The sequence below is a fragment of the Cytobacillus sp. NCCP-133 genome, assembly GCF_026011715.1.
GTDB lineage: Bacteria > Bacillota > Bacilli > Bacillales > Cytobacillaceae > Cytobacillus.
Window position 1 is genome coordinate 471,758 of the sequence record NZ_BRVM01000001.1, and the last position, 25,287, is coordinate 497,044.

At 40.7% G+C, this 25,287-nt stretch carries 26 protein-coding genes and 1 other annotated feature; of the genes, 2 read left to right on the forward strand and 24 right to left on the reverse strand.

The features are described 5' to 3' along the window. Positions 1 to 6: 6 nt before the first annotated feature. Both NCCP133_RS02455 and NCCP133_RS02460 read left to right on the forward strand, forming a co-directional pair. Complete coding sequence (locus tag NCCP133_RS02455; RefSeq protein WP_264803369.1) at positions 7 to 1,224, forward strand: IscS subfamily cysteine desulfurase; 1,218 nt, start codon at positions 7 to 9, stop codon at positions 1,222 to 1,224. Between the two features lie 65 nt (positions 1,225 to 1,289). After that, positions 1,290 to 1,835: a transcription repressor NadR gene (locus NCCP133_RS02460; protein ID WP_264803370.1), complete on the forward strand. Its 546-nt coding sequence runs from the start codon at positions 1,290 to 1,292 to the stop codon at positions 1,833 to 1,835. Between the two features lie 250 nt (positions 1,836 to 2,085). Here NCCP133_RS02460 and pheA read toward each other — a convergent pair whose 3' ends face one another. The 24 genes from pheA to pilM all read right to left on the reverse strand — a co-directional run bounded on the left by pheA (position 2,086) and on the right by pilM (position 25,275). After that, entirely contained in the window at positions 2,086 to 2,964 is an 879-nt protein-coding gene (pheA, locus tag NCCP133_RS02465) for a prephenate dehydratase (RefSeq protein ID WP_264803371.1), read from the reverse strand. Between the two features lie 206 nt (positions 2,965 to 3,170). After that, a complete protein-coding gene (locus NCCP133_RS02470) occupies positions 3,171 to 3,626 on the reverse strand; it encodes an ACT domain-containing protein (RefSeq protein WP_264803372.1) in 456 nt (151 codons plus the stop codon). A gap of 25 nt (positions 3,627 to 3,651) precedes the next feature. Beyond that, positions 3,652 to 4,947, reverse strand: a complete 1,296-nt coding sequence (obgE, locus tag NCCP133_RS02475) for a GTPase ObgE (RefSeq protein ID WP_264803373.1) — start codon at positions 4,945 to 4,947, stop codon at positions 3,652 to 3,654. 143 nt (positions 4,948 to 5,090) lie between these two features. Continuing rightward, a complete protein-coding gene (locus tag NCCP133_RS02480) occupies positions 5,091 to 5,642 on the reverse strand; it encodes a sporulation initiation phosphotransferase B (RefSeq protein WP_264803374.1) in 552 nt (183 codons plus the stop codon). Positions 5,643 to 5,901: 259 nt separating this feature from the next. Beyond that, positions 5,902 to 6,195, reverse strand: coding sequence for a 50S ribosomal protein L27 (gene rpmA, locus NCCP133_RS02485; protein ID WP_009333115.1), 294 nt, complete (start codon positions 6,193 to 6,195; stop codon positions 5,902 to 5,904). Then, positions 6,196 to 6,534, reverse strand: coding sequence for a ribosomal-processing cysteine protease Prp (locus NCCP133_RS02490; protein ID WP_264803375.1), 339 nt, complete (start codon positions 6,532 to 6,534; stop codon positions 6,196 to 6,198). A 13-nt stretch (positions 6,535 to 6,547) separates the two neighbouring features. Beyond that, complete coding sequence (gene rplU / locus NCCP133_RS02495; RefSeq protein WP_264803376.1) at positions 6,548 to 6,856, reverse strand: 50S ribosomal protein L21; 309 nt, start codon at positions 6,854 to 6,856, stop codon at positions 6,548 to 6,550. Positions 6,857 to 6,869: 13 nt separating this feature from the next. After that, positions 6,870 to 7,022: a sequence feature (ribosomal protein L21 leader region), on the reverse strand. Positions 7,023 to 7,198: 176 nt separating this feature from the next. Beyond that, positions 7,199 to 8,671 (reverse strand): Rne/Rng family ribonuclease, encoded by a 1,473-nt coding sequence (locus tag NCCP133_RS02500; RefSeq protein ID WP_264803377.1) that lies wholly within the window; start codon positions 8,669 to 8,671, stop codon positions 7,199 to 7,201. A 58-nt stretch (positions 8,672 to 8,729) separates the two neighbouring features. Beyond that, positions 8,730 to 9,596 carry a M50 family metallopeptidase gene (locus NCCP133_RS02505; RefSeq protein WP_264803378.1) on the reverse strand — a complete coding sequence of 289 codons (867 nt, stop codon included), beginning with the start codon at positions 9,594 to 9,596 and terminating at the stop codon, positions 8,730 to 8,732. Further along, the gene (locus NCCP133_RS02510) at positions 9,589 to 10,365 is read right to left on the reverse strand and encodes a M23 family metallopeptidase (protein WP_264803379.1); all 777 of its coding nucleotides are present in this window, start codon (positions 10,363 to 10,365) and stop codon (positions 9,589 to 9,591) included. Before NCCP133_RS02510 ends, NCCP133_RS02505 begins: the two co-directional genes overlap by 8 nt. Before the next feature lie 125 nt (positions 10,366 to 10,490). Further along, positions 10,491 to 11,294, reverse strand: a complete 804-nt coding sequence (gene minD, locus NCCP133_RS02515; protein WP_264803380.1) for a septum site-determining protein MinD — start codon at positions 11,292 to 11,294, stop codon at positions 10,491 to 10,493. Position 11,295: 1 nt separating this feature from the next. Then, positions 11,296 to 11,973, reverse strand: coding sequence for a septum site-determining protein MinC (minC, locus tag NCCP133_RS02520; RefSeq protein ID WP_264803381.1), 678 nt, complete (start codon positions 11,971 to 11,973; stop codon positions 11,296 to 11,298). A gap of 277 nt (positions 11,974 to 12,250) precedes the next feature. Then, a complete protein-coding gene (mreD, locus tag NCCP133_RS02525; RefSeq protein ID WP_264803382.1) occupies positions 12,251 to 12,766 on the reverse strand; it encodes a rod shape-determining protein MreD in 516 nt (171 codons plus the stop codon). Continuing rightward, entirely contained in the window at positions 12,763 to 13,647 is an 885-nt protein-coding gene (mreC, locus tag NCCP133_RS02530) for a rod shape-determining protein MreC (protein ID WP_264803383.1), read from the reverse strand. Before mreC ends, mreD begins: the two co-directional genes overlap by 4 nt. A gap of 215 nt (positions 13,648 to 13,862) precedes the next feature. Then, complete coding sequence (locus NCCP133_RS02535) at positions 13,863 to 14,885, reverse strand: rod shape-determining protein (RefSeq protein WP_264803384.1); 1,023 nt, start codon at positions 14,883 to 14,885, stop codon at positions 13,863 to 13,865. A 187-nt stretch (positions 14,886 to 15,072) separates the two neighbouring features. Then, positions 15,073 to 15,762 (reverse strand): RadC family protein, encoded by a 690-nt coding sequence (gene radC, locus NCCP133_RS02540; protein WP_264803385.1) that lies wholly within the window; start codon positions 15,760 to 15,762, stop codon positions 15,073 to 15,075. A gap of 52 nt (positions 15,763 to 15,814) precedes the next feature. Further along, positions 15,815 to 16,384: a Maf family protein gene (locus NCCP133_RS02545; RefSeq protein ID WP_264803386.1), complete on the reverse strand. Its 570-nt coding sequence runs from the start codon at positions 16,382 to 16,384 to the stop codon at positions 15,815 to 15,817. A gap of 228 nt (positions 16,385 to 16,612) precedes the next feature. Next, positions 16,613 to 17,686 carry an SPOR domain-containing protein gene (locus tag NCCP133_RS02550; RefSeq protein WP_264803387.1) on the reverse strand — a complete coding sequence of 358 codons (1,074 nt, stop codon included), beginning with the start codon at positions 17,684 to 17,686 and terminating at the stop codon, positions 16,613 to 16,615. 338 nt (positions 17,687 to 18,024) lie between these two features. After that, positions 18,025 to 19,236: a type II secretion system F family protein gene (locus NCCP133_RS02555; protein ID WP_264803388.1), complete on the reverse strand. Its 1,212-nt coding sequence runs from the start codon at positions 19,234 to 19,236 to the stop codon at positions 18,025 to 18,027. Positions 19,237 to 19,261: 25 nt separating this feature from the next. After that, positions 19,262 to 20,320 (reverse strand): type IV pilus twitching motility protein PilT, encoded by a 1,059-nt coding sequence (locus NCCP133_RS02560; protein WP_264803389.1) that lies wholly within the window; start codon positions 20,318 to 20,320, stop codon positions 19,262 to 19,264. Positions 20,321 to 20,339: 19 nt separating this feature from the next. Continuing rightward, positions 20,340 to 22,007: a type II secretion system ATPase GspE gene (gene gspE, locus NCCP133_RS02565; RefSeq protein ID WP_264803390.1), complete on the reverse strand. Its 1,668-nt coding sequence runs from the start codon at positions 22,005 to 22,007 to the stop codon at positions 20,340 to 20,342. A gap of 34 nt (positions 22,008 to 22,041) precedes the next feature. Continuing rightward, positions 22,042 to 23,559, reverse strand: a complete 1,518-nt coding sequence (locus tag NCCP133_RS02570) for a hypothetical protein (protein WP_264803391.1) — start codon at positions 23,557 to 23,559, stop codon at positions 22,042 to 22,044. Next, on the reverse strand, positions 23,556 to 24,116 hold the full coding sequence (locus NCCP133_RS02575) for a PilN domain-containing protein (RefSeq protein ID WP_264803392.1): 561 nt from the start codon (positions 24,114 to 24,116) through the stop codon (positions 23,556 to 23,558). Before NCCP133_RS02575 ends, NCCP133_RS02570 begins: the two co-directional genes overlap by 4 nt. A gap of 34 nt (positions 24,117 to 24,150) precedes the next feature. Further along, positions 24,151 to 25,275: a type IV pilus biogenesis protein PilM gene (pilM, locus tag NCCP133_RS02580; protein WP_264803393.1), complete on the reverse strand. Its 1,125-nt coding sequence runs from the start codon at positions 25,273 to 25,275 to the stop codon at positions 24,151 to 24,153. Positions 25,276 to 25,287 lie beyond the last annotated feature (12 nt).

Here is a 25,287-nt window from a genome sequence, read left to right on the forward strand (position 1 = left end):
AGAATTATGACAAGAGTTTTTCATAGAATTAGAGAAACTACTTACTGGTATATCATTTTCATATTGAAAGCAGGTGGGACTATAAAATACTTTGACTATGCAGCTTCATGTCCACTAGATAAGGAAGCGGCAGATGCTTATATTAAAGCTTCCACAGAATTCTTCGGAAATTCAAGAAGCCTCCATGACACAGGCAGCGAGGCAGAAGGGCTTCTCGAAAATTGCAGAGGAGAAATTGCAAGGATATTGGGGGCTGAGCGGGAAGGGATTTATTTTACCAGCGGGGGTACGGAAGGAAACTTTCTTGCGATTCACTCATTGCTCTCAGCTTCTCAACCAAATGGGAAACATATCATCACAGGGGTAGCCGAACATTCTTCTATTCATAGCGTTTTAGATATGCTTAGCCAGGATAAAGGTTATGAAATTACCAAAATTCCATTTGGGGAAGATGGCCGCATAGACTTACAAAAATTAAAGGCAGCCTTAAGGTACGATACCGTACTTATTTCCATTCAGCATGGCAATTCTGAAATCGGAACATTGCAGCCCATTCTTGAAATCAGCAGCATTTGCAAACAAAGAGGCATTTTGCTGCATAGCGATTGTGTCCATACATTTGGCAAAGCAGATTTAGTAAAAATAGCACAAAGTGCAGATAGTTTAACGATTTCAGGACATAAATTTTATGGTCCAAAAGGGATCGGAGCGGTTTATATTCATCCACGGCTCCGGTGGGATCCTTTTCTGCCCGGAGGATCCCATGAAAAAGGATTCAGGCCAGGAACCGTCAATGTTCCAGGCGTTGCAGCAATGACAGTTGCTGCTCAAAAGGCCTACGCGAACCTGAACGTCCATCACAGCCATTTCCTGCTGCTGCGCGCTGCCCTTTTAAAAGAACTTGAGCCTGCAAAAGATCTTATTGATGCCTACGACTTTGAACACGAATATCAACTCCCTTCGACATTAGGATTGCGGATGAAAGGACTAGAAGGTCAATATATCATGCTTGAATGCAATAGGCATGGATTTGCCATTTCAACTGGAAGCGCCTGCCGTACAGGCATGCAATCTATCTCTAAAACAATGGAAGCGCTTGGCGTCAACGGTAAAAGCGGCAAGGAGTTTATCCGTATTTCGTTCGGGTGGAACACATCAGCCGAGGATGCCAAAGCTTTGGGCAAAACACTTGCAGAATTGACACACGAACCAGTGCAGCTCTAGTTTTTTATGTTCTTCGGGTAGTATGGTAGAATGAAACATTATCGGTATGTAAGGGAGAGTCAAACATGAAGGAACAAAAAAAGGTACTTGGAGATGAACGAAGGTCCTTTTTGCTTCAGCTTCTGAAAGAAAGCGGCCAGCCTATTACAGGCGGTGAGCTTGCTGCCAAAACTAATGTAAGCCGGCAGGTGATTGTTGGTGATGTCACTTTGCTTAAAGCGAAAAACGAGCCAATTATTGCCACTAGCCAGGGGTATATGTATCTTCACCAGGTGTCTCCTTCGGTTTCAGCGGAACGAACCATTGCCTGCCATCACTCCCCTGAAAGGACCGAAGAAGAATTGTACCTCCTTGTCGACCATGGCGTTACAATAAAGGATGTTAAAATAGAGCATCCTGTATATGGGGACCTAACTGCATCCGTTATGGTATCAACACGAAAAGAAGTCAAGCAGTTTATGGAGAAAATAAAAAACACAAATGCAGCATTCTTATCAGAACTAACAGATGGGATCCATCTTCATACGATCTCGGCGCCCTCCGAACAAAAATTGGATGAAGCCGAAGATTCATTAAGACAAGCTGGCTTTCTGATTGATATTGAAAAGTAATAAAAGCGCAAGGCGTCCGCCTACGGAATGCAGACTAGGAATGCCACGTCCTGCGGCACCGTTTGCATGACCTCCATCCTGGGGAACTCAAGCATAAGACGAACCGGCTGAAAGGTTGTTTTTTAAGCTTTTGGACGGATTGGCTTAGACCCGATAGCCGATGACTCCTGGAGCTAGACAGTTCTCTAAGTTCAAAGGGACTGATATCATAGAAAAGGATCCGGTGAACTGAACCGGATCCTTTTTTCAATCAGTCCTGAAGTACCTTTTTGTCTTTTTGATTAAGCTGGAAATATGGATAACTCCCCAGGATTTTAACACCGCAACCAAGTGCTTCCAATTCAGCTACTGCCCCGGGAATCAGCACATCATCCAACTTCATGTCTACATCAATTATAAAAAAGTAATTCCCCAGCCCAGTCTTCATCGGCCTTGACTCAATTTTAGTCAAGTTAAGTTTTCTCCAGGCAAACGCTGAAAGCACTTGATGGAGAGCTCCTGCCCTGTCAGCCGGCAAGGTAACCATTACAGTTGATTTATGCCCGGAAAACTCTTCACGGCCTTCATGGATTAACACTTTCTTTTGAGAAAGAACAATGAATTTCGTGTGGTTAAAATCAAAGTCGTGGACATCCTGTTTGGCAATGGCCAATCCATAAACTTCCGCCGCTAATTCATTTGCGATGGCTCCTGCCCTTTTCCCAGGATTTTCTCTTACATATTGGGCTGCTGCAGCCGTAGAAGTGGTACTTTCACATGGAATTCCTTTGAGCTCTTTATGCAAAAATTTATGGCATTGTGCGATAGCATGGGAATGACTGTAGACTACATCTGTTTCAGCCCATTTTCCCAAGTTATCCGGATGGACCATGAAATGCTGGCGTATAGGAGCTGTTAATTCCCCGACAATCGGCAAATCTACCTCATGGATTAGATAATCAAGCGTAATATTCACTGAACCTTCCAATGCATTTTCAAGAGGAACTACCGCCAGGTCTATTTCATTATCAATTAAAGCATCAAAGCAGTCAGGTATTGTCGGGTAGGGAACTGCTGACTCTTTTGGAAATAAACTCCTTGCCGCTATATCTGTAAATGTGGCCTTAGGGCCCAGGAATCCTATTTTCACGGTATCTTCCTTCCTTTCTTCAGAGTTGTTTGAAAACTTTTCTTTATACTTTATCACTTTAACAGATGTATGTAAATTCTCAATTGGAAATATTTAAATAATTATGCCCCGGAACGCTGTGTGAACACTTTATTTTTCCTTAATAAAGACTGCTCCATTTTCTAAACAATGGCAAAAAAAAGCGCCGGATACCGGAGCGCAATTTCTTACGCACCTGTTCCCAGCACCTCTACTTTTTCTACAAATTCCAGTTTGCGGAGCCTGGCCAAAAGCTCATCCATTTCGATTCCCATTTCTGTAACATTCAAGGAGAGCGTGACATTTGCTCTCCCTTGAAGAGGAATCGTCTGGTGAATCGTGAGTACATTGCATCCAGAAGAAGCTACAACACCCAGCAGATGTGACAATGTCCCCGATCTGTCTTCCAAATGGAAGAATAGCGTGATAAGCCGTTCTTTTACCACGGTGTGAAAAGGAAACACAGTGTCCCTGTATTTATAAAAAGCACTGCGGCTTAAATCGACTTTTTGTACAGCATCCCAAACTGATTCCGCTTTTCCCCGTTCGATCATTTCCTTCGCATCCAATGTTTTTTTCATTGCTTCAGGCAAAACATCTTCGCGAACTAAATAAAATTTTTTATCGAATCTATCTTTTCTCATTTCTCCACCCCGTCAATCGAGAAGGTTAGTCAATAAACTCGAATTCGTAATCAAGAAGCTTAACGATGTCGCCGTCTTTGGCTCCTTTTTCGCGAAGAGCATCATCCACACCCATGCCGCGCAGCTGCCTTGCAAACCTGCGGACAGATTCGTCCCTTGAGAAATCCGTCATCTTAAAGAGCTTCTCAATTGCATCTCCGGATACGACAAACACGCCAGCCGGATCCCTTGTAATAACAAACTCTGTCTGATCGGCTTCATGTTTGTAAAGTACGCGATGGACTCCGGTTTCTTCTCCCTCTTCTTCATGTGCAAGAGGAAATTCAGGTGTTACTTCGATTTTATCAGCGATTGCAAATAATAAGTCCCTGAGTCCCTGGCGCGTAACAGCTGAGATAGGGAAAATTGGGTAATCCTCTTCTAATCGCTCTTTAAACTTTTTAAAGTTTTCTTCGGATTCGGGCATATCCATTTTATTAGCAACAATAATTTGCGGTCTTTCCGTTAATCGCAGATTGTATTCTTTCAGTTCGTTATTGATGGTTAAATAATCTTCATAAGGATCTTTTCCCTCTACTGCCGCCATATCAATAACATGAACTATGACCCTTGTCCGCTCAATATGCCTTAAAAATTGATGGCCAAGGCCTACTCCTGAATGGGCACCTTCGATTAACCCCGGCAAATCTGCCATAACAAAGCTACGCCCGTCTTCTGTTTCGACCATACCCAAATTAGGTACAATGGTTGTAAAATGATACTCGGCAATTTTTGGCCTTGCAGAGGATACAACAGATAAAAGCGTAGATTTTCCTACACTTGGGAAACCGACCAAACCTGCATCTGCAAGAAGCTTTAATTCAAGAACGACATCCCTTTCCTGCCCAGGCTCACCATGCTCTGACAATTCTGGCGCTGGATTCGCAGGTGTTGCAAAGCGGGTGTTTCCTCTGCCGCCCCGTCCGCCTCTTGCAATAACGGCTCTTTGGCCATGTTCCGTTAAGTCTGCTATAACTTCGCCTGTTTCTGCATCCGTTACAACTGTGCCAGGCGGGACTTTTACAATCATATCTTTAGAATTTCTGCCATGCATGTTTTTGGACATGCCGTGTTCACCGCGTGGCGCTTTAAAATGGCGCTGATAACGGAAATCCATTAACGTACGCAAACCCTCATTCACTTCAAAAACAACATCGGCGCCTTTACCGCCGTCTCCGCCGGCAGGGCCGCCATTCGGCACATATTTTTCACGGCGGAAAGCAACCATTCCATTGCCCCCGTCGCCGCCTTTTACATAAACTTTGACTTGATCGACAAACATTATTTTATTCCTCCCGTCTGCAGTATGTCCCTTTTGTCCGCCTTTCAGCCAAACAGCCGGCACTGACTGGATCCACTCCTTTATGTAAGGATTACCCCAAAACCTGCAGAGTTTCACAATTAGTATTACTATTTACGACGGAATCACTCTCTGCCATTTGAATAAAATGGCATAAAAAGCTCCAGCGCAAGCTCCTGTTCAGCTAGTTCCTGAACAGCAACGCATATGTCAGCGTATTCTTTGTTTAAGAATTTTTCCATTCTGTCCATATCTGTTATTATTCCGCTAAAATCAAAAAAGAAACGAGCCCCTTCTTTTTCCTGACTAATTGAAACGGATAAATGATTTTCATGGTAAGTCTTTGCCGCTGAATCCAAACAGGCAAAAAAAGAGCCTGTCCACTTAGAAAGGATGCGATCATCCAATCGTCCTGCCATTGCATCATCAAGCACTTCATATTCAAGTTGAAAGGAATGGTTTTCCCAATTATATGTGAATAAAAGTGAGGCAAACTCAGGAAGGTTTAAATTCGTAAGCTTTGCTTCCTGCTGTGCTTCCACCACAATTTCGTCTATAATTTCCTTTGCCCTGTCAACCTTGTTAAGGGAAAGGTTACCTTTAATTAATTGTATTTTATTTAGCCAGTCATGCCGGGCATGACGCAGCACCTCAATCATATTCCAGTCTTTTTCCATATATGCACTCCTGTAGGATTATTAAGGTGTCAGAAGACTGTGCTTGCTGTAAGTATATCAAAAAAACAAATGTCCGTAAGCAATTTTATGCTAAATAAGAAAATATTGCTTTTTGTATAGACTCTGTTAAATTAACCAGCAATTGAATTAACAATCAAAAAAGAGATTTAACACAGCTTAAAAATCAGAAGTGCATTATTAAAGTTTTTAGTCAAAAAGAAAACCCTAACCTTATGGGCTAGGGTTTTCTCTAGTAGGCTTACGCCTCTTGAGCTGCAGGATATACGCTCACTTGTTTGCGGTCACGTCCAAGACGCTCGAACTTAACAACACCGTCTACTTTCGCGAATAGCGTGTCATCGCCGCCTTTACCCACGTTTACACCTGGGTAGATCTTAGTACCGCGCTGACGGTACAGGATAGAGCCGCCAGTTACGAATTGTCCGTCTGCACGCTTAGCGCCAAGACGCTTAGAGATTGAATCACGGCCGTTCTTTGTAGAACCTACTCCCTTTTTAGAAGCGAACAACTGAAGATCTAATTTTAATAGCATTTATTCCACCTCCTGTTTTTTGAAGGTAATCTTTATATACTTTCCGTAGTCTTCTTCAATCGTCTGCAATGAAACAACCATGCCTTCAAGAAGAAGCTGCACCTTCTCATTTATGTCATCCTCAAGATCTGGAAGAACACAGCGGAGAAATCCATCATCATGGCCAATCTCTGGTGTCACACCTGTTAAGGCATGAACAGCATTGATTGCGCCGATGGTTACTGCAGATACGCCTGCACAGACGATATCTTTGCCCCTATTTGCAAAAAATGCATGACCGCTTATTTCAAACGAATGAATTTCATCGGAGTCCTTACGATTAATCGTTACCTCAATCATCTATATCGCCTTATTAAGCGTTGATTTTTTCAATCATAACTTTAGTGTATGGCTGACGATGACCTTGCTTCTTGCGGTAGTTTTTCTTCGCTTTGTACTTGAATACAGTGATTTTCTTTTGACGGCCTTGTTTTTCAACTTTAGCTGTAACAGTAGCACCTTCAACTACAGGGCTTCCTACTTTTACATTATCTCCGCCAACGAAAAGAACTTTTTCAAAAGTAACTGTTTCGCCTGCTTCTGCGTTAAGCTTTTCGATGTAGATAGCTTGACCCTCTTCTACACGTAATTGCTTTCCGCCAGTTTCAATAATCGCGTACATGAACTGCACCTCCTCTTAGACTAAGACTCGCCATCCCAGGCGCCGAAACGAAAAGCGGAAAGTGCCCGCTTATCGGCGACAAGCTTAAGACCTTGAGCCGATGGCACTCGCAGCTAGTCATAACCGCTCGAGCTTTCAAACCTGTTCTGTGCGGTTGTAGCACGGGTGCGCTACAAACATAACATGAAAATACTATCATATAATGAATCATCATGTCAATAAACAATTATATGATTCTCTTGTTCGGCACCTAAAAGTATTAGCGTGCTTAAACAATTATAAAGCCAATGCCATTCTTTGCAAAGTGGCAAAATCAAGCACCCAAATGAGGCGGGAGATTGTTCATCCCCTGCCTGCTTTTGCCTTTAAATCTTTTGCTTGGCCAAGCTGCCTGATTTCATAAAACGGCTTGCAATCCTCTCTAAAAGTGAAGATCACTTTCATGCCGATGCTATCTTCTATTCTTTTTTTATGAATGCTATTTTCACCAGAAAAGACCTCTCCTACCTCTTTACTGGCCTCCACCCAAACGGCTTCATGTTCCCGGCCCCTAAGCTCCCATAACTCTCTTTCCATCCTGAATGCGATTGTTTCAGCACTTAAGACCCATCCTGCACCTTCACATACCTGGCATCTTTTGGTAAGCGACTCCGTAATGGCAGGCTTCGTTTTTTTTCGCGTCAGCTGAAGAATTCCAAGAGGGGTGAATCCAATCAGGTTCGTTCGCCTTTCATCTTTTTTCAAAGCTGACTCCATTTTTGAAAGGATCTGTTTTCGGTCACCTTCTTCTTTCATATCAATAAAGTCTATTAAAATCATGCCGCCAATATCCCTTAGGCGAATTTGCCTGGCGGCTTCTTCAGCCGCCCATTCATTCGTCTTCAAAACAGTCTCCCGGCGGTCGTGCTTGCCGGTATACTTTCCGGTATTCACATCAATAACCGTCAAAGCTTCTGCTTCATCAAAAATTAGATAAGCCCCGTTTTCAATCCAGACAATGCGCTTTAGTGCTTTCTCAATTTCAGCTTCAATTTTATGGGCAGCAAAAATATTTTCCTTGCCATTATACAAGTGAATCGGAATAGAACTTTTTTGCTGCAGCATTCTTTTTACATTCAAATCGTCTACAATGACTTCGCCTGCTGCCATTTTCTTCATTTCCTCCAGGATATCCTCCACAAAGGAATCTGCTTCAAATACCTTACCTGGCTTTTTTAAAGCCTTAGCAGACCTTAATAGACTATTGTAATCATGCCTTAACTTGTCGAGCTCTTCCCTTATTTCATGTTCTTGCTTATTTTCACAGGAAGTTCTAAAAATCAGACCTTCTCTCTCTTCTTTTATAAGGTAGCCTAACTGGCGCCATTTTTCTCTAGCAGCAGGATGATCAATTTTTTTTGAGACTGCAACATATCGGCCTTCAGGCAAATAAATAATGGAATCCCCCGGAAACTCAATCAATCCAGAAAGTCTTGGGCCCTTTGTTCCCGTCGCCTCCTTCTCGACTTGAACTAGAATCTTTTCTCCCTGGTGCACGTAAGAAGAAATGCTCCGTTTGTCCTTAAACTGCCTTTCTTCGCCGGAACCTGCATATGAAGCCAATTTATCACGATGAAGAAACCCGCTTTGTTCTTCTCCGATTTCCACAAATGCTGCGTTCAGTCCAGGCATAACTTTGGCAACTGTTCCTAAATAGATATTTCCAACAGTCGACTGCTGTTTTGGCTGATCGATGAATAGCTTCTCGACTTTGCCATTAATTATGCAAGCAGCTCTCCGTTCTCTTGATACATAATTCACAACTAGCCTATCCAAATAATATTCCTCACTTTAATGCAGTATTGCAAGCTATGGCTATTTCGAGTGCTTGCTTTTAATAAACATACAGTAAATCCCCGATTTTTGCTGTTAACACCTTCTCTGCAAAATAGGCGTGCAGCAGCTCATTTTCATCCAAAATCCCTTTTTCTTTCCCATCTTTTTCGATAATGATGGGGTGCTTGCATCCACGCTGAAATCTTTCCAGAACATGAATAACCAACTCTTCTTCTTTGACAACCAGGGGCTTTAGCGTACGAAAATCACTGTTTTTCCCATAATATCTTTCAAGGAGAAAGCGGATAAAAACGTATCTGCTCTGCTTCCATTCATGATATAGCGAAAACAGCAAAAAAGCGAGAATCACCCATAGATTCAGGTTAACAGGAGAAGTCAGCAATGTAAAAAGGATCATCCCAATAATGCCGGCAGCTGATATCAGAATAGTAATCCGGTGTGCCTCAGGAAATGACCGGGATAGGGACGTCCATAAAAAAACCAGCTTACCGCCATCCAAGGGCCAGACAGGAAGCAGATTAAAAATCAGAATCATTAAATTGAATTGTATAAATAACTGAAAAATATGTTCGGGCAACCAGTTCAATTCTAAAAAAAGGAATGCCGCTCCCATCATCCAAATATGCTGAAGCGGTCCAGATATAATAACCATAATTTCTTCCTTAAGCGGCCGGTTTCCATGCTCATCCATTTCCGCAACACCGCCAAAAGGCAAAAGGGCGATTCTTTTAATTCTCCATGAAAAAAGAGCAGCGGCTGCTGCATGGCCCATCTCATGCACAAAGATGATCAGCATCAAAAGGCACACCTCAATAAAATGGGCTGTAATTACTGCCAGCCCAATCACAGCCCACAGCAAGGGATGAATATATATATTTTTTACCAAATCTGCCAGTTTACTCAAATGGCATCACCTGAATCGGATCAATAAAGTCATCGCCTTTTTTAATCGCAAAATAGAACGAACCTTTTTCTTCATCTTCTGTTTTCCCTGCAGTGCCAATCCCTGTTCCTTTATCGATATATTGATATAGATTCACATTAATATCAGCTAAATTGCCATACCAGGATTCACTTTTATCGCCATGCTGAATAATAACTGTATTGCCAAACCCATCCTTCTTTCCAGCAAAGCGAACAAGACCTTCACTCATTGCTTCAACCGCTGATTCCTTTTCGGTTTCAATTGTAATTCTTTGTCCATTATCGTTAAAGTCTTCAAGAATTTTAGCAGAAGCAGGAAGGGCATAATCACTGTTTTCTGATAGATTCTGTGATTCTTTTTTTTCATCTGAGAAAGGAAGAAGTGCCAGCGGCTTTCCAAACTGTTCTTCATACCAGCCCGAAACAGCAGCAAATTGAAAATCTTTTTCCATCGTCGCTTTTACAAAGTCCCTTGCTGGGTCTAGTTTCACCGCCTCATTTTTAAAAAGGATGGCTGCAAGCAAGAAAATGCAGGCAGAGGCAAGCATCTTGAACAGGAATAATTCTTTGCGGAATAAAGGGTAGTTCCCTTCATTCAATTTACTTTCGTAGGAAGGGAGCTTATTGAAGCCATAACGCTCCTCATCCTCCGTCCATAGAATGTTTGATTCCGTGTTCCTGGACATTCTATCTTTTTCCTTTTTACGCCGTTCAATCCTCTTGCGTATCTCATCCGCTCTTGAATTCAATAATATCCCCACCATTCTTAAGTAGCTCTATTTGTACAAGTTTATGAGTTGCCCAAATAGAGTATGACACTATGTGGCGGTCAAAAAAAATAAACCGGGGAAACTCCCCGGTTCTCATATCGAATTTATTTAACACCAAAAAACTTTTTAATTTTTGAAAAGACACTTTTGTTCTCTTCCTCTAGCGGCTGTAGCGGCACCGATTCGCCTAGAATACGTCGGGCAATATTCCGGTAAGCCACCGACGCTTTGCTGTTAGGATTCAAAGCAATCGGCTCACCATGATTGGAAGCCTTGATGACTTCATCATCATCTGCCACTATCCCAATTAGATCTATCGACAAATGGGCTGTGATTTCATCCACATCAAGCATATCGCCATTTTTCATCATATGGCTGCGTATCCTGTTAATGATCAGTTTGGGTGCCTCGACATTTTCCTCTTTTTCCAGCAAACCAATAATCCGGTCAGCATCCCGGACAGCCGAAACCTCCGGAGTCGTAACAACAAGTGCCTGATCGGCTCCAGCGACCGCATTCTTATAGCCCTGCTCAATTCCTGCCGGACAGTCGATTACAATATAATCATAGTCCTGTTTCAGTTCATCGACGAGTTTTTTCATCTGATCAGGCTTTACAGCTGATTTATCACTTGTCTGAGCGGCTGGCAGCAAGTAAAGCAAGTCATCAAACCGCTTATCCTTAACAAGTGCCTGATGAATCTTGCAGCGTCCTTCTACTACATCAACAAGATCATAAATGATGCGGTTCTCCAGCCCCATCACAACATCAAGGTTGCGCAGGCCAATATCTGTATCTACAAGGCAAACCCTTTTCCCATGCAGAGCAAGAGCAGTGCCTACATTTGCGGAGGTAGTCGTTTTTCCGACACCGCCTTTTCCGGACGTAATGACAATCGCTTCTCCCATCCTAGCTTCCCCCTTGCAATCTAGTAATATTTGGTCTCAGATGCATTAACACTTGCAATCTATCTACTGTAATTTGCTCATTTTCATCTATGTAAGCACATTCCATTTCTCTTTTTTCATCGTGCTGATCCTTGTCAGGAGCTCTGTTTATGCAATCGCTGATCCTTAATTGAGAAGGCTTCATAAGGGAAGCGACTACAACAGCTTTTTTATTTCCGCGGCAGCCTGCATGTGCAATTCCTTTTAAGGCACCCATGATAAAAATATTTCCGCCAGCCAATACAGTCCCACCAGGGTTTACATCCCCGATAAGCAGCAAATCTCCAGGCACTTCCAAAACCTGTCCGGAACGAATCATTTTGGCAGCAGAAGTAATTTCATTTTCTTCCCTTTGTTTTGCAGCTTCTTCTTTCGTTATCACATTAGAACTGATGGACTCAACAATCAGATTTTTCTTTTGTCGAATCAGCTCCTTCAGTTCTTCCTGCTGCACTGAAGTAAGATATCGATTCCCCACTTGGACCCTGACCGATATAAGCCGATCCTCCCCGGCTCTCGAGCTCTCTGAAAGCTTTATGTCAAGTTCTTTCTTCAGTTCACTATAGGAGCAGGAATCATCGAGATGTAATGTCAGCCCGTCTTTAGTCCCTTTAATCGTAACGTTTTGGTTTTTTTTCATTTCAAGATGTTCACCTCAATGATAAGAAACACATAAGTGCCTTTTGCACTCAATTCACATTCAGCCCTTAGAACTGGCAAACAGATGATCAGCTCAGACTGTGATAAAAACAAAATATGTCAATTATCCCTATTCTAAATTGCCCATGGTTAATAGAATTCGACAGAAACCTTCCAAATTCCTTTTTCCCAAAAAATAATCATTTAAAAGAAACCGGGATCATCCGGTTTCTTTTGTGAAATATTTAATAGGCACTTTGGATTCTATACCCAGAACACTAATCATTTAAGCTTAATGCATATTTTTCAAATAGCCTCTTGAATGGAAAGGCCGCCAGGATGATAAAAATCAGGTTCAGGATAAGAGTGGGTGCCAGACGGACCGATAAAAAGGAAGCAAAATCCATATCAGTCCGATGAATCAAAAAGTTCAATTGGTACGCACCAGCCTCCAGCAGCGCTACACCAACAATCACAATAATGGAAGCCATCGCTACATTCGTCTGCAGAATCTTCATCAGCTTTGTCGTGATATAAGCAATGAGAGGAAACAAGAACAAATAGATGCCTATAATTTCTACGTACACTATATCAAACAGCAAACCGAATAAAAGACCGTAAATCACCCCATGCTTTTTCGATCCATAAATCGTTAAAAAAAGCAAACTGACAATCAGAAAACGCGGAACAGCAATTTTCCCGCTGCCAAACAGCCCAGGCGGAGTGAGTTGAACAAATATGCTTTCTGCAATAAATAATCCCAGGAGTATAAGAGGAAGAAGGAATCTTCTCACAGTTCCTCCTCCTTCTCATCAATCATTTCCATTAATTCTGGCTGCAGAACCCCTCTCTTTACGACCATAACATGCCCAATATCGTAAAAATCCGCTCCTGGTTCCACATATGCTGTTTGTGTCAGTCCAAATTCATCAGGAACAACATCGACAACTTTCCCAATTGGAAGGCTCTTAGGGAAAACGCCTCCGAGGCCTGACGTGATAACGTTTTGACCCTTTTCAACTTTGGCATCATAAGGGATTCGCTTAAGAAGCAGGAGCCCCTTTTCCTTGTCATAGCCTTCAATAAGGCCAAAAAAACTACCATCTTTTGCTTGGATTTCAGCTGATATCCGGTTAGTAGGATCCATAGAACTAAGCAGTTGAACAGTAGATGTAAACGTGTTGCTGCTTTTCACCTTGCCGATAAGCCCTTTTGACGTAATGACTGCCATATTCGGTTCAATTCCGGCATTTTCCCCTTTATTAATGATAAGCAATTCATGCCATCGATCAGGATTCCTTCCGATCACCGTTGCCTGCTTCGGTTCAAACTCACTTAATGAATCCTGTTTATCAAGTACTTCCCGAAGTTCTGTGTTGTCTTTCTTAAGCCTTTGAACTTCCGACTCCAAACGGGCCAGTTCATCCAGCCTTGTTTTCAGCTCTTTATTTTCTTTGTATGTATTTTGCAAGTCTTGAATATTTTCAAAGAAACCAGCCACATAATTCACAGGCCGGGATACGGCATTTTGAACAAAACCGGTCGTATCTTTTAAAAATTGCTCAGGCCAGGTTAAATTTTCTCTATCTTTTAAAGAAAACCCAATCAATGCCACGAGAATAATGATGCTGACAAGCAAAATAATCAGGCGTTTATTCAAGAAGAATTGTGGCATCCTTTACACCTCGATTAGTATTTTTTCCATAGTCGTATACAAAAACGGACACACCTTGCCTACAGGCACCTGAAGCAAGGGCATGAACCTAATAAAACAATTTGACAAATGACAAAAATCTACTATTTTATCATCTGCAAGATATACGAAAGTTTAGCCCAAACACTTCAAAGAAGTGAATGGGCTTTGTATTTTTTCGTATGAAATTTACTCAATTAACGTGATTCTTTAGCTTTATTTTTAAATAAATCAATATGGTCAAGAGCTTTGCCAGTGCCGATTGCTACACAATCAAGCGGATTTTCAGCTATAAGCACCGGCATTTTAGTTTCTTCACTGATTACCTTGTCCAAATTGCGGAGCAATGCACCCCCGCCAGTTAGCACAATTCCTCTGTCCATAATATCCGCAGCTAATTCGGGCGGTGTTTTTTCCAGCGTATTTTTTACTGCATCTAAAATGGCATAAACCGTATCATTTAGAGCTTTAGAGATTTCCTCTGCCGTAATTTCGATTGTTTTTGGCAACCCAGTCAATAAGTCACGTCCACGGATTTCCATGTTTTCTACGCCTTCTGTATCTCCTGCCGAACCAACCTCAACTTTAATCATTTCGGCCGTGCGGTCTCCGATCATCAGGTTATAATTTTTACGGATATAATTAATAATGGCATCATCCATTTCATCGCCGGCAATGCGGATCGATTGGCTTGTTACAATGCCTCCCAAGGAAATGATGGCTACCTCGGTGGTGCCTCCTCCGATATCGACAACCATGCTTCCTGTTGGTTCCCATACAGGGAGGTTAGCCCCTATTGCAGCAGCAAAAGGCTCCTCAATTGTATAGGCATCACGCGCTCCTGCCTGCCGTGTGGCATCGACAACTGCACGTTCTTCTACAGCTGTAATTCCAGATGGAACACAAACCATTACATAAGGCTTTCCTGAGAAAAAGCTCTTATTTTTGTTGGCCTGTTTGATATAATATTTCATCATAACAGCCGTTGTTTCATAATCCGCAATTACCCCATCCTTCATTGGACGCAAAGCAACGATATTGCCAGGCGTACGGCCAATCATATTCTTCGCGTCGTTACCTACTGCAACAATATTCTTTGTATCTGTCTGCAGGGCAACTACAGACGGCTCTCTGACGACAATTCCTTTTCCTTTTACATATACAAGTGTATTAGCTGTCCCTAAATCTATTCCAAGGTCTCTAGTACCGATTCCAAACATAAATGGTATCTCCCTTTCTGATCCATATTGCTAAAATTTAAGATAAGGTATAATCATTGAAATTTCTCTAATTTATCAGGTGAAATGAGCCTTTTAAACACAAGGGCATCTCAAAAATCATAACCAATATTATATCGTATCGTCAAATAAAAACATAGCCTTTTTAAAGGTAATTTCAAAAGCCATATTATAGGTAGCCTTTCTCTTTCAAGCTGACAAATTTGTTTTCGCCAATAATAAGATGGTCAAGTACATCGATTCCAATGATTCTGCCTGACTCTGCAAGCCTTTTTGTTACCTCAATATCCTCCCTGCTCGGAGTCGGGTCTCCGCTCGGATGATTGTGGATACAAATAATCGATGCTGCCGACCTTCGAAACGCCTCTTTAAATACCTCTCGCGGATGTACAATCGAAGCATTCAGGCTCCCGATAAAGATGGTTTGCTTATGAATGACCTGGTTTTTGGTATTTAAATAAAGGCATACAAAATGTTCCTGGGACAGAAACCGCATATCGTTCATAACATAATTGGCTCCATCTTCAGGAGAGCGGATGATATATCTGTCATCATAGGTGAGATTTGAGATCCTCCGGCCAATTTCCACCGCAGCAAGCAATTGGATTGCTTTCGCTGCCCCAATTCCTTTGATTGCAGTAATTTCATCCAGCGATGCATCCTTCAGCAGCCGGAGACCTTCAAATTGGGTGAGAACCCTATTTGCTAACTGCAATACGGACTCATCCTTCGTGCCTGTTCTGAGGAGAATAGCAATCAATTCGTGATTGGATAGACTTTGTGGACCACTTTGCATAAATCGTTCACGAGGACGTTCATCTTGAGGGAAATCCTTAATCATAAAAGATTCTGTTTGCATATCTTTTCCTCCCTAACCTTGTGGCCAGGGAGCCGTAGATGAGGAAAGTATATTAAGGAAGGGAATAGCCCGCTTTCCTTAATTCCCGAACCGTTCTTGACACAGGAAGGCCAACAACCGAAAAATAGTCTCCGCTGATGCTTTTTACAAGCATACCGCCGAAGCCTTGAATGCCATATGCCCCTGCCTTATCGAAAGGTTCACCGGTGCCGATATAAGAGTTGATTTCTTCATCAGTCAACTCCCAGAATACCACATCGGTTTTTTCATAGAATTTCACTTGCTTACCTGGTGCCAGAATGGCTACTCCTGTGTATACAGAATGAGTGGTTCCCGACAAGCTTTTTAACATGCTGAATGCTTCTTCGCTGCTTGCAGGTTTTCCTAAGACCTGACCGTCCTTAACTACCACAGTATCTGAACCAATAACATAAGAATCAGAGGACTGTTTAAAGACAGCATTTGCTTTTCTGAAGGCGAGTTCTTTCACAATTTCTTCAGGTGTCAGCCCGGGATCAAAACTTTCATCAACATCACTGCTGGAAACTTCAAATGTTAAATGTAGATTTTCAAGAAGTTCTTTTCGCCGTGGGGAAGAAGAGGCTAAAATGAGGTTTTGCATCTTATCACCTTACCTTTATGTATCATTTTGGGAGATACAGACTAATCGTATCAAAAATAGCCAAGACAGACAATTTAAAAAGGAGCGCTAGCCCAATTTTTTTTTATAAAAGCTGAAGGATATCAGCAAAATGAAAAGAGCCTGCCGAAATTTCCCGAACAGACTCCCTTTATTATGCGATATTTCCCAGAAAATATTCGAATAGAAGAGGATTTTGGCACTATTTGCTTACAAGGATTGATAGGCAGCTAAAAACGCAAGCAGATGCTGCTGGCCTTTTACGGCTGATGCAGAATCTCCATACTGCTGAAATGCATCCAGCTGCTTTGAGGCATTAATTAGTTCCTCTTTAATCGTAATAAGACCTTGTTTCTTAATTTGGTCAGCGGGCAGCTTATTAAGATTTTCGCTGTGTGTTTTTAATTCCTCGAGCACGTTTGCATGAATGGACTTTTCAATTGAAGCATCCGCTGCCCCTGCTGCAAGGCTTTGGTATATGGCCGGAACCATTTTAAGAAGCTTTTTCTCTTCGGCATTCAATCCATCAATTGACTTTCCATCAAAAGTAATCTCTTTTGCGTAAAAATTTAGCCCATTGCTATTTTTAATCTGATTGCCAATTGCTTTAGCATTATTAAGGGTATCTGATACTCCTAAATATAATACCGTGTCTCCGTTCATTTCATACATTTGAACTGGAACACCTTTTTTCTCAATAGATGCTTGAAATTGTTTTGCAGACTCTTTGTTTTTGTAAACACCTTCTTGTATCACATAGGTAGTAATAGATTCCAATGTCAAACTTTCCATTCCGGCCGGCTGATCAGAAAAAACAGCTGGTTCGCTGACAGCAGGAGGAGAAGCAGTCTCGACTGACTGATCCGTGAATACTAACTTAAGCATGATGAAACCAAAGCTTGTCCCAAGCAAGACAGCAAAAAAGACAGCCAGAAAAATAGACGTAAGAAACCCTTGCTTATTTTTTCTTTTGAACGTTTTGGCCAATGAATTGAGTCCTTGATAGGCCGTTTTTTTTGAAGGACTGGCAATTTTAAATTCTTTTATCTCAGAATCCTCCGTTTCTTCCGGCAGGATCCAATCAAAGCGATCATCTGCTTCTTTTCCAGCGGCTGTCTGAATCGAAGCAAAAAACTCCGTCTCTTCTTCTTTCTGTTTTTTTCGATCCAGCTCTTTTACCTTCCAGGACTCTTCCTGCTTTTCATCCCTTTTCTCCTGAAACGGCCGGTCTTTGCCATTTATCTTTATGGTGATCGTTTTCCCGTTATTATTAGGCTTGTCCACAACTTGCCCTCCTTCCATGTCGATTGCTGAATTGGTTTCATCCTAACATACTGCAAAAAAAAAATAACAAGACTTTTGTCGTCTTGTTATTGAATGATTTCGTCAAATTTTTTAGATTGGTTCTTTTCGTATAGGTTTTTGTTTTGCTTAAGAATTTCCCCCTTTTATTTCAGCACGAGGCACTCAGCAAATCCAAAGGGCGACCGTAAAACCTCATCAAAACTATGGATCTGCCGGACCTTCCCTTGAACATTGCTCCTATTGGAGTTTAGCGCCTTCCGCTCCAATCAACTCAGCGAATAAAATAAGCTTGAAAGCAATAAAGTGAAAAAATAATCCTAGAAGTTATTATATATGGAAAACATAGGAAGCATCGCAGCCAGTACAATTAATCCGACTATACCACCGAGTATCGCGATTAGAAGCGGCTCTAAAATAGAACTTAATCGAGTGGCCATCTGATCGACTTCTTCTTCATAAAATTCTGCAATTTTATCAAGCATTGAATCTAACTGACCTGTCTCTTCTCCTATTGCAACCATATGGGAAACCATCTTTGGAAAAACCCAGCTCTGTGAAAAAGGAGCCGATAAACTATCCCCCCCGCGAAGAGATTCTCCTGATTCTTCCAGCACTTTCGCAATCACTAAATTATCCGCAACTTCCGCACTCATTTTTAGCGTTTGCAAAACTGGTACTGAACTGGAGAATTGAGATGCCATCGTCCTTGTAACTCTTGCAATTATTTGCTTTTGGTTCAGCATGCCAAATACAGGTACTTTTAACTTTAGATAATCAAGCATATATTGACCTTTTGAACTTCGTTTTATCGCTAAGTACATAACAACAGCCAGCAAAACAACTAGTAAACAAATATACCACTTTTCTATCAGAAAATCAGAAGCGGCTATAACTAGCTTAGTAGGTAATGGGATTTCCCCCCCTACGGAAATAAGATTATTAAGCAAGCTTGGTAATACTTTTGTTAGAAGGACAATGACAACGACTATTGCTATAATTGTGACAGCAATAGGATACATCATCGCCGATTTTACTTTTCCTCTTATTTTATGCTCCTTCTCATAGAAAACAGCTAACCTTTCTATGACATTTTCTAAATGACCACTCGTCTCACCGGCAAGAACCATATTAACAAAGACTGTATCAAAGAATTTAGGGAACTTTTTACAAGCATCCGAAAAGGAAGTTCCGGATTGAATATCACGATAAACATCCATTAATACACCTTTAAACGCTTTAGAAGTTATCTGATCAATAAGCAGCCTTATAGAGTCAACTATTGGAGTGCCAGCATTTAATAAAGTGGCCAGGAGCCTGCAAAAAACAACAAATTCCTGCTTTGATACCGGCTGGCCGATTGTGATGTTTAGATTTTTATTCAATATGGATTCTTTTTTCTCGGTCAGTTCAGATAAATAGAATCCCTTTCTTTTTAGCGCTTCCATTGCTTCGGATTTCGATCCTGCATCAAGCTTCCCTTTTACTTGCTTCCCGCTTTGAGATTCTATCCCTTTATACTTATAAAGCATCGCTTATCCCCTCTCCGGATGAAAATTACTCATAATAATTCCAGTCTGGGATATATTCATCAGCAATACCTTGAGTAACAAGACCTTGTTTAACTAAATGTGTTACTGCCTGATTTAAAGACTGCATTCCCTGCGCTTTACTTGTTTCGATTACTGTTTGTATCTGATGTATCTTATTTGAACGGATTAGATTCGCAACCGCATTGTTGGAGACTACTATTTCAAGGGCTGCCACGCGTCCCCTGCTGTCTGCAGTAGGAAGCAGCCGCTGTGAAATGACTCCTGTTAAAGTATTTGCAAGCTGGATACGGATCTGCTGCTGCTGTTCCGCTGGAAAAACATCAATAATCCTGTCAATCGTCTGGGCTGCACTAGTGGTGTGCAGCGTAGCCAATACGAGATGGCCGGTTTCCGCTGCAGTGATTGCCGTTTGTATGGTATCAAGGTCTCGCATTTCTCCAACGAGAATGACATCTGGGTCTTGTCTGAGCGCTGCACGGAGGGCAACTGAAAAGGACTTGCTATCCTGGCCGATTTCCCGCTGATTGATAATGCTGTTTTTATGACTATGAAGATACTCTATTGGGTCTTCTAATGTCAGAATATGCTTGCTGCAGTTTTCATTAATATAATCTATTATCGCTGCCAGAGTCGTTGATTTTCCGCTGCCGGTAGGCCCAGTAACAAGCAGTATGCCCTGCGTTTTTTTGGCTAGTTCTTTTGTAATAAGCGGCAGTTTCAAAGAATCCAAAGTTGGAATTTTGCTATTTATGATACGGCATACAATACCTGCCGATCCACGCTGCATATATAAGTTCACCCTAAACCTGCAAATACCCGGAAGCGCGTAGGAAAAATCAAGCTCTCTAGCATGATGAAAACATGCTAATTGTTCTTCTGTGGTAATCTCTTTAACCAATTGCATTGTTTCATTATGCGCCAAATTTTTTGTCCCAATTTTTTTTAACCTCCCATTAATTCGGACAATTGGTGTTATACCTGCTGTAACATGTAAGTCTGAAGCATTATTTTTATAAGCAAAATGTAGCATTTTTTCCATACTTAATGTATTTGTTGCATCCATTGCTTACAATTCCTTTCCATTAATATGATAGAACCCGGTAAATTTCCTCTAATGTGGTTTTCCCCTGCGATGCCTTTGTTAGTCCATCATCGAGTAATGACTTAAACCCTTGTTCTTTTACATACTCACGATAAGTAGCATCGGACTGTTTAATGTTAATCATTTGACGCAGGTGGTCATCTACGACTATCATCTCATGAATTGCGAATCTCCCTATATAGCCTGTACTATTGCAATAAGAGCACCCTGCTCCCTTTACAATTCCATTGGTTTTTAATCCTCTGGAAGTAAATAACTCTTCTTCTTCCTTGGATAAGGTATATTTTGATGAACAGTGCGGGCATACCTTTCGAACAAGGCGCTGCGCTACTACACCAACGATAGACGAAGCAATTAAGAATGGTTCAATGCCCATATCATTTAATCTGCTTATTGCTCCTGCTGAATCGTTTGTGTGCAGTGTACTTAAAACTAAATGTCCAGTCATAGCTGATCGCAAAGCGATTTCAGCCGTTTCTGAATCCCGAATTTCTCCGACCATAATAACATCAGGATCCTGTCGCAGAATGGAGCGCAAGCCCGCCGCAAAAGTAAGGCCGATAGAAGGCTTCACCTGAAGTTGATTAATCCCTTTTATTTGGTATTCCACTGGATCTTCTACTGTGATTAAATTTACAGCATCTGAATTAAGTTCATTTAATGCCGTATATAAAGTCGTAGATTTACCGGAACCAGTCGGACCCGTAACGAGTATGATTCCATAAGGATAATTAATCATCCTGCGAAAATTGATTTCATTACTCTCTGAAAAACCTAATCTTTCTATTCCTAATTTAACACTCCCAGTATCCAGCAAGCGCATAACGACTTTCTCACCATGTACAGTTGGAAGAATGGACACGCGAAGATCAATTGTTTTAAGTTCTAAATCTAAATTAAATCTGCCATCTTGAGGCAGCCTTTTTTCAGCGATATTTAAGCTGGACATAATCTTAATTCTTGAAACCAACATATTGTTCATTTTCTTCGGTAGCGTTCTCTCTGTTCGAAGGATACCATCTACCCTAAGCCTTATCAGAGTTTCAGTTTCAAATGGGTCAATATGTATATCACTGGCACCCAGTTGTACTGCCTGGCTAATTAATTGATTTACCATCTTTGCGACTGGAGAATCATCCGATTGCTGTGATTCTAAAAAATCCTGGTCTTCCTCGCTAAAGGGCATCTCTTTCAGCATTTGATCGATAGATTTTTGAATTCCATAAAAACGACTAATAGCTAAGCGGAGCTCTTCCTTTTTTGCTATGGCCGGATCAATTTCAAACCCTGTGCTTAATCGCAAATCATCGAGCGCAAAGTAGTCCAGAGGATCATACATAGCAACCATAAGCCTGTTATTTGTTTTTTTCAGAGGCAGAATTTGATGTTTTCGCGCTAAATCTTCACTAATAATGTTAACCAGTTTCTTGTCTAGCCTTTGCCTATATAAATCAACATGTGGTATGCCCAGCTGAAATTCCAAAACCTCAATAATTTGCTGTTCACTGACAAGATTCATCTCGATTAACTGATCTCCAAGTCTCAGCCCTGTGTTTTTCTGCTCATGAAGCGCCTGCATAAGCTGCTTTTCAGAAATAACAGAAGAGTCTACCAGTAAATCTCCTAACCTTTTTCTTTTTTGAATCATATTATCCCTTCTCTTCGCCAGACTAGTTCACCAGCTATTTCAAGTTGGCAGACTCATACCCGTTCAAAACTAACATAAAATCTAAAAGTAATCCTTCTGCTTTCCAATAAGATATAAGTTGACTATCCTTATAGGCATTGTGCTCTAGTAAGGAATAAATTTCTGATAACAATGCTGCAGTCTCCTTCAATTCCTGACCGCGCAACACCGTACCGTCATTTTGCAGAAGCTTCACTTTTTCTTCATAATTCTTTATTTTTTGGTTCACGCTGCCTAATTGGTCTTCTTTAACAAGATAATTCTGATAAGCAATACCAGTAGAGAGAATGTCTGCGATCGCACCTGTTACTTCATATACCTCTTTAAGCAACACCTTTTTTTCATGCTCTGTTAAACGATAAGGCAGAGTTTTCACATAAGAATTAACTCCTGTTTGTTTTAAGATTTCGCTTATTTTTTGAGCAGATGCTTTTTGATTATCTGCTGCTGCATAAATATAACTCATTTCTTCCCCGATAATTCTTGGGTATATTCCAGCATCTATTAATTTATTGACTTCAAGGTACATATATTGATTGTTAGAATATGCGCCTGTTTGCACAACATGGAATACCTGCTCTTTTTCAGCAGCTTCCGGAGAAACGACATAAGGATTACTCAGATCTATATTACTATGCTCACTTTCTTGCGGCATCCTTTGAACTCGTTGGTTATTGACCGGCTCCATTCTAGATGACTCATTCTCCAGCTGTTGACTACTTTCTGTTTGAGTCCCGCTATCAATAGATATCGCATCCATCGTCGAACCTTTCTCAGTTTCTAAGTATTTTTTTATTTTCTGAGGATCAAAGTCATAGTCAAGCTTAAAATCTCTGCTGCTTTCCATTAAATTTGAAAATTCTTCGCTATAATATGTCCGGATCATTACGGTTCCTTCTGATAGATTTTCTCTTTCTTCATTTATCCTGTAATCATAGCTTTGAATATGGATGGCTCTTTCCAAAGTTTCAAGTTTGTTTACAAAACTATTAACATCCTTTTCTTCGCCAACGACGTTGATAGTAAAATCTATGTACGAAAGGGCTATATTCTCGATATCAGGGAAGTTCTTTTTAATTTCCTCCAAAGACCCCTGCGGTAATCCTTCCTGCCAGCTACCTTTGGCCTGCTGATTACCTTCTTCATTCTGAGGGTTTTCTTCATCTGTTTCCATATATTGCGATTTGGCAACTTCAATATTTTCAATGAGAACTTCTTGTGATAACTCTATTTTTTCCAGGTCTTTTATCATTTCTTCTATCTTCGGTTTGGATGGTATTTGCTGATCCATTCGGCTTTTTTCATTTTCAGTTAGTTTTTGAGGTGTTACTCCCGATAGTTGATACTGATAAAAAATATTATCTTCTTTGATTCTATTTAATTGTTCACCTTGGTGCTTTTCTTCCACCTGTATTGACCTAATAGCAAAAATGTAAAAAGAGATTAAAAGACAGAACGTTAACAGAATAATGACATACAATACCTTCTTGTTATGCTCTAGCCATTTCGTCATAGTCCGTCACCCTTTAAAATTTTTAGCTTTAACTCGAAATCTGATTCATATATAAGTTCCTTATCATTTGCAGAAATGCTTATTAATTTGGCATCCTCAATAAATTCCGCGTTAAGCAAATCATGAAGAAAAATGGCTGAATCACCCTTAGAATAAAACTTAATAGTTAGAGATGCCTCTCCAGTATTTAGGTAGGAAAACGACGCCACTTTAGCATTCTCAGGCAATAGCATATAAATACTTTTTTGAAGCTCAATGGTATTTTTATAAATCCCATTTAAAGCATTGTTTAGTAATTTATGCTTATCCTTAAAGTTATATTCATTAATTCCGTTTGTCCTTTTGGTTAATTCTTCTCTTTTTTGGTCACGTTCTGAAGTTTGTGCCGTAACTTTTTCTGTCAGAGTCCTTAAAGACTCTTTGGCATCAAAATATGTATAAACAAGAAACGCAGCGAAGAAAATGATTGCCGTGACTGCCAGGAAAGGAAGTAAATAAGCAGAACGCCTTTCTTTGCGGCTATTAACTTGAGGCAACAAATTTATCCTAATTTCCACGATGATCCTCCATTCTGACATCACTTTACATATGCTAATGATCTTTAGCTCTTAAAGCCAAACCGATAGCGACACTGCAGGCATCCAGCAAACTTTCACTTTTAAAGCTATCAGCTAAGATTGAACTATAATCAATCCGCACAACTAATTCGCTTCCCAGTCTTTCTTTTAGTGGTTTAAGAACTTGATTTGTTTTCTTTCCTGTTACAATTATTCTCTTTAAATCACTATCTCGTTCATTTAATGAATATCGAAAAAAGTTTTGCGCTCTCTCAATCTCCCTTATAATTTCATCCAAAAATGATTCTTCAAATGAATACTTTGAACCATCGGTTGAAGCAGCAATCTCTTTATTGCTCTCAAAGGACAGAGTCTTGTCTTCATCTAAAATTAATGTTTCACTAGAAAGAGAGGGAGTATTTTCCTGATTAAATGAATATACATTTTGATTTATTGACATCATTCTGGAGAAAATGATTTTATTTTCTTTAAAGATATGAATTTCAATCGAATCTTCTGCGACATCCAGAATCATTTCAGTCTCTTTCAGCCACATAGGATGAACATATAATAGCAGCCGCTGAAGAGCCAGGGCCCTGACTTCAGCGGATAATGGCTTAAGTCCAGCTGAAATACAGACTTCAGCTAAATCCGCAGCAAGCGTTTTTGAAGCAGCAAACAAGATTACTTCACTTTTAGGGCCTTCCAAATTTTCTTCTATACCTTTTGCCAATTCATCTAAAGATAATTCTTCATTTAAGTTTCTAATTGCATTAGGCATAATAGATCCTATTTTCACAAAATCATAGACTGGCTCTTCAAAGGGGAGGTGAATGCTCTCGCCTATTTGGAATTCCAGCAGTTTTCCCAATTCCTCCTTTTCCACATCAGGCAATGAAACAATTTTCCGAACTAAAATATTTTGAGTAGGAATAGCTATGTGAATATTCTTAGAAAGAACGCCTTTTCTTAAAGCATTTGCTAATTCTGATGAAATCGTTTCTGTTTGAGAGATTCGTCCTCCTGAAACGATCTCATCTTTCAATGTAATGTGACAAATTTCCTGTAAAACAGGGAGCCCTCTTTCTATTTTGACTGCAGCACAGAAGACTTGCTTGCCGTTCATATCTAATCCGGAAAAATTTTTGCTGCGAAACATATTATCACCTCT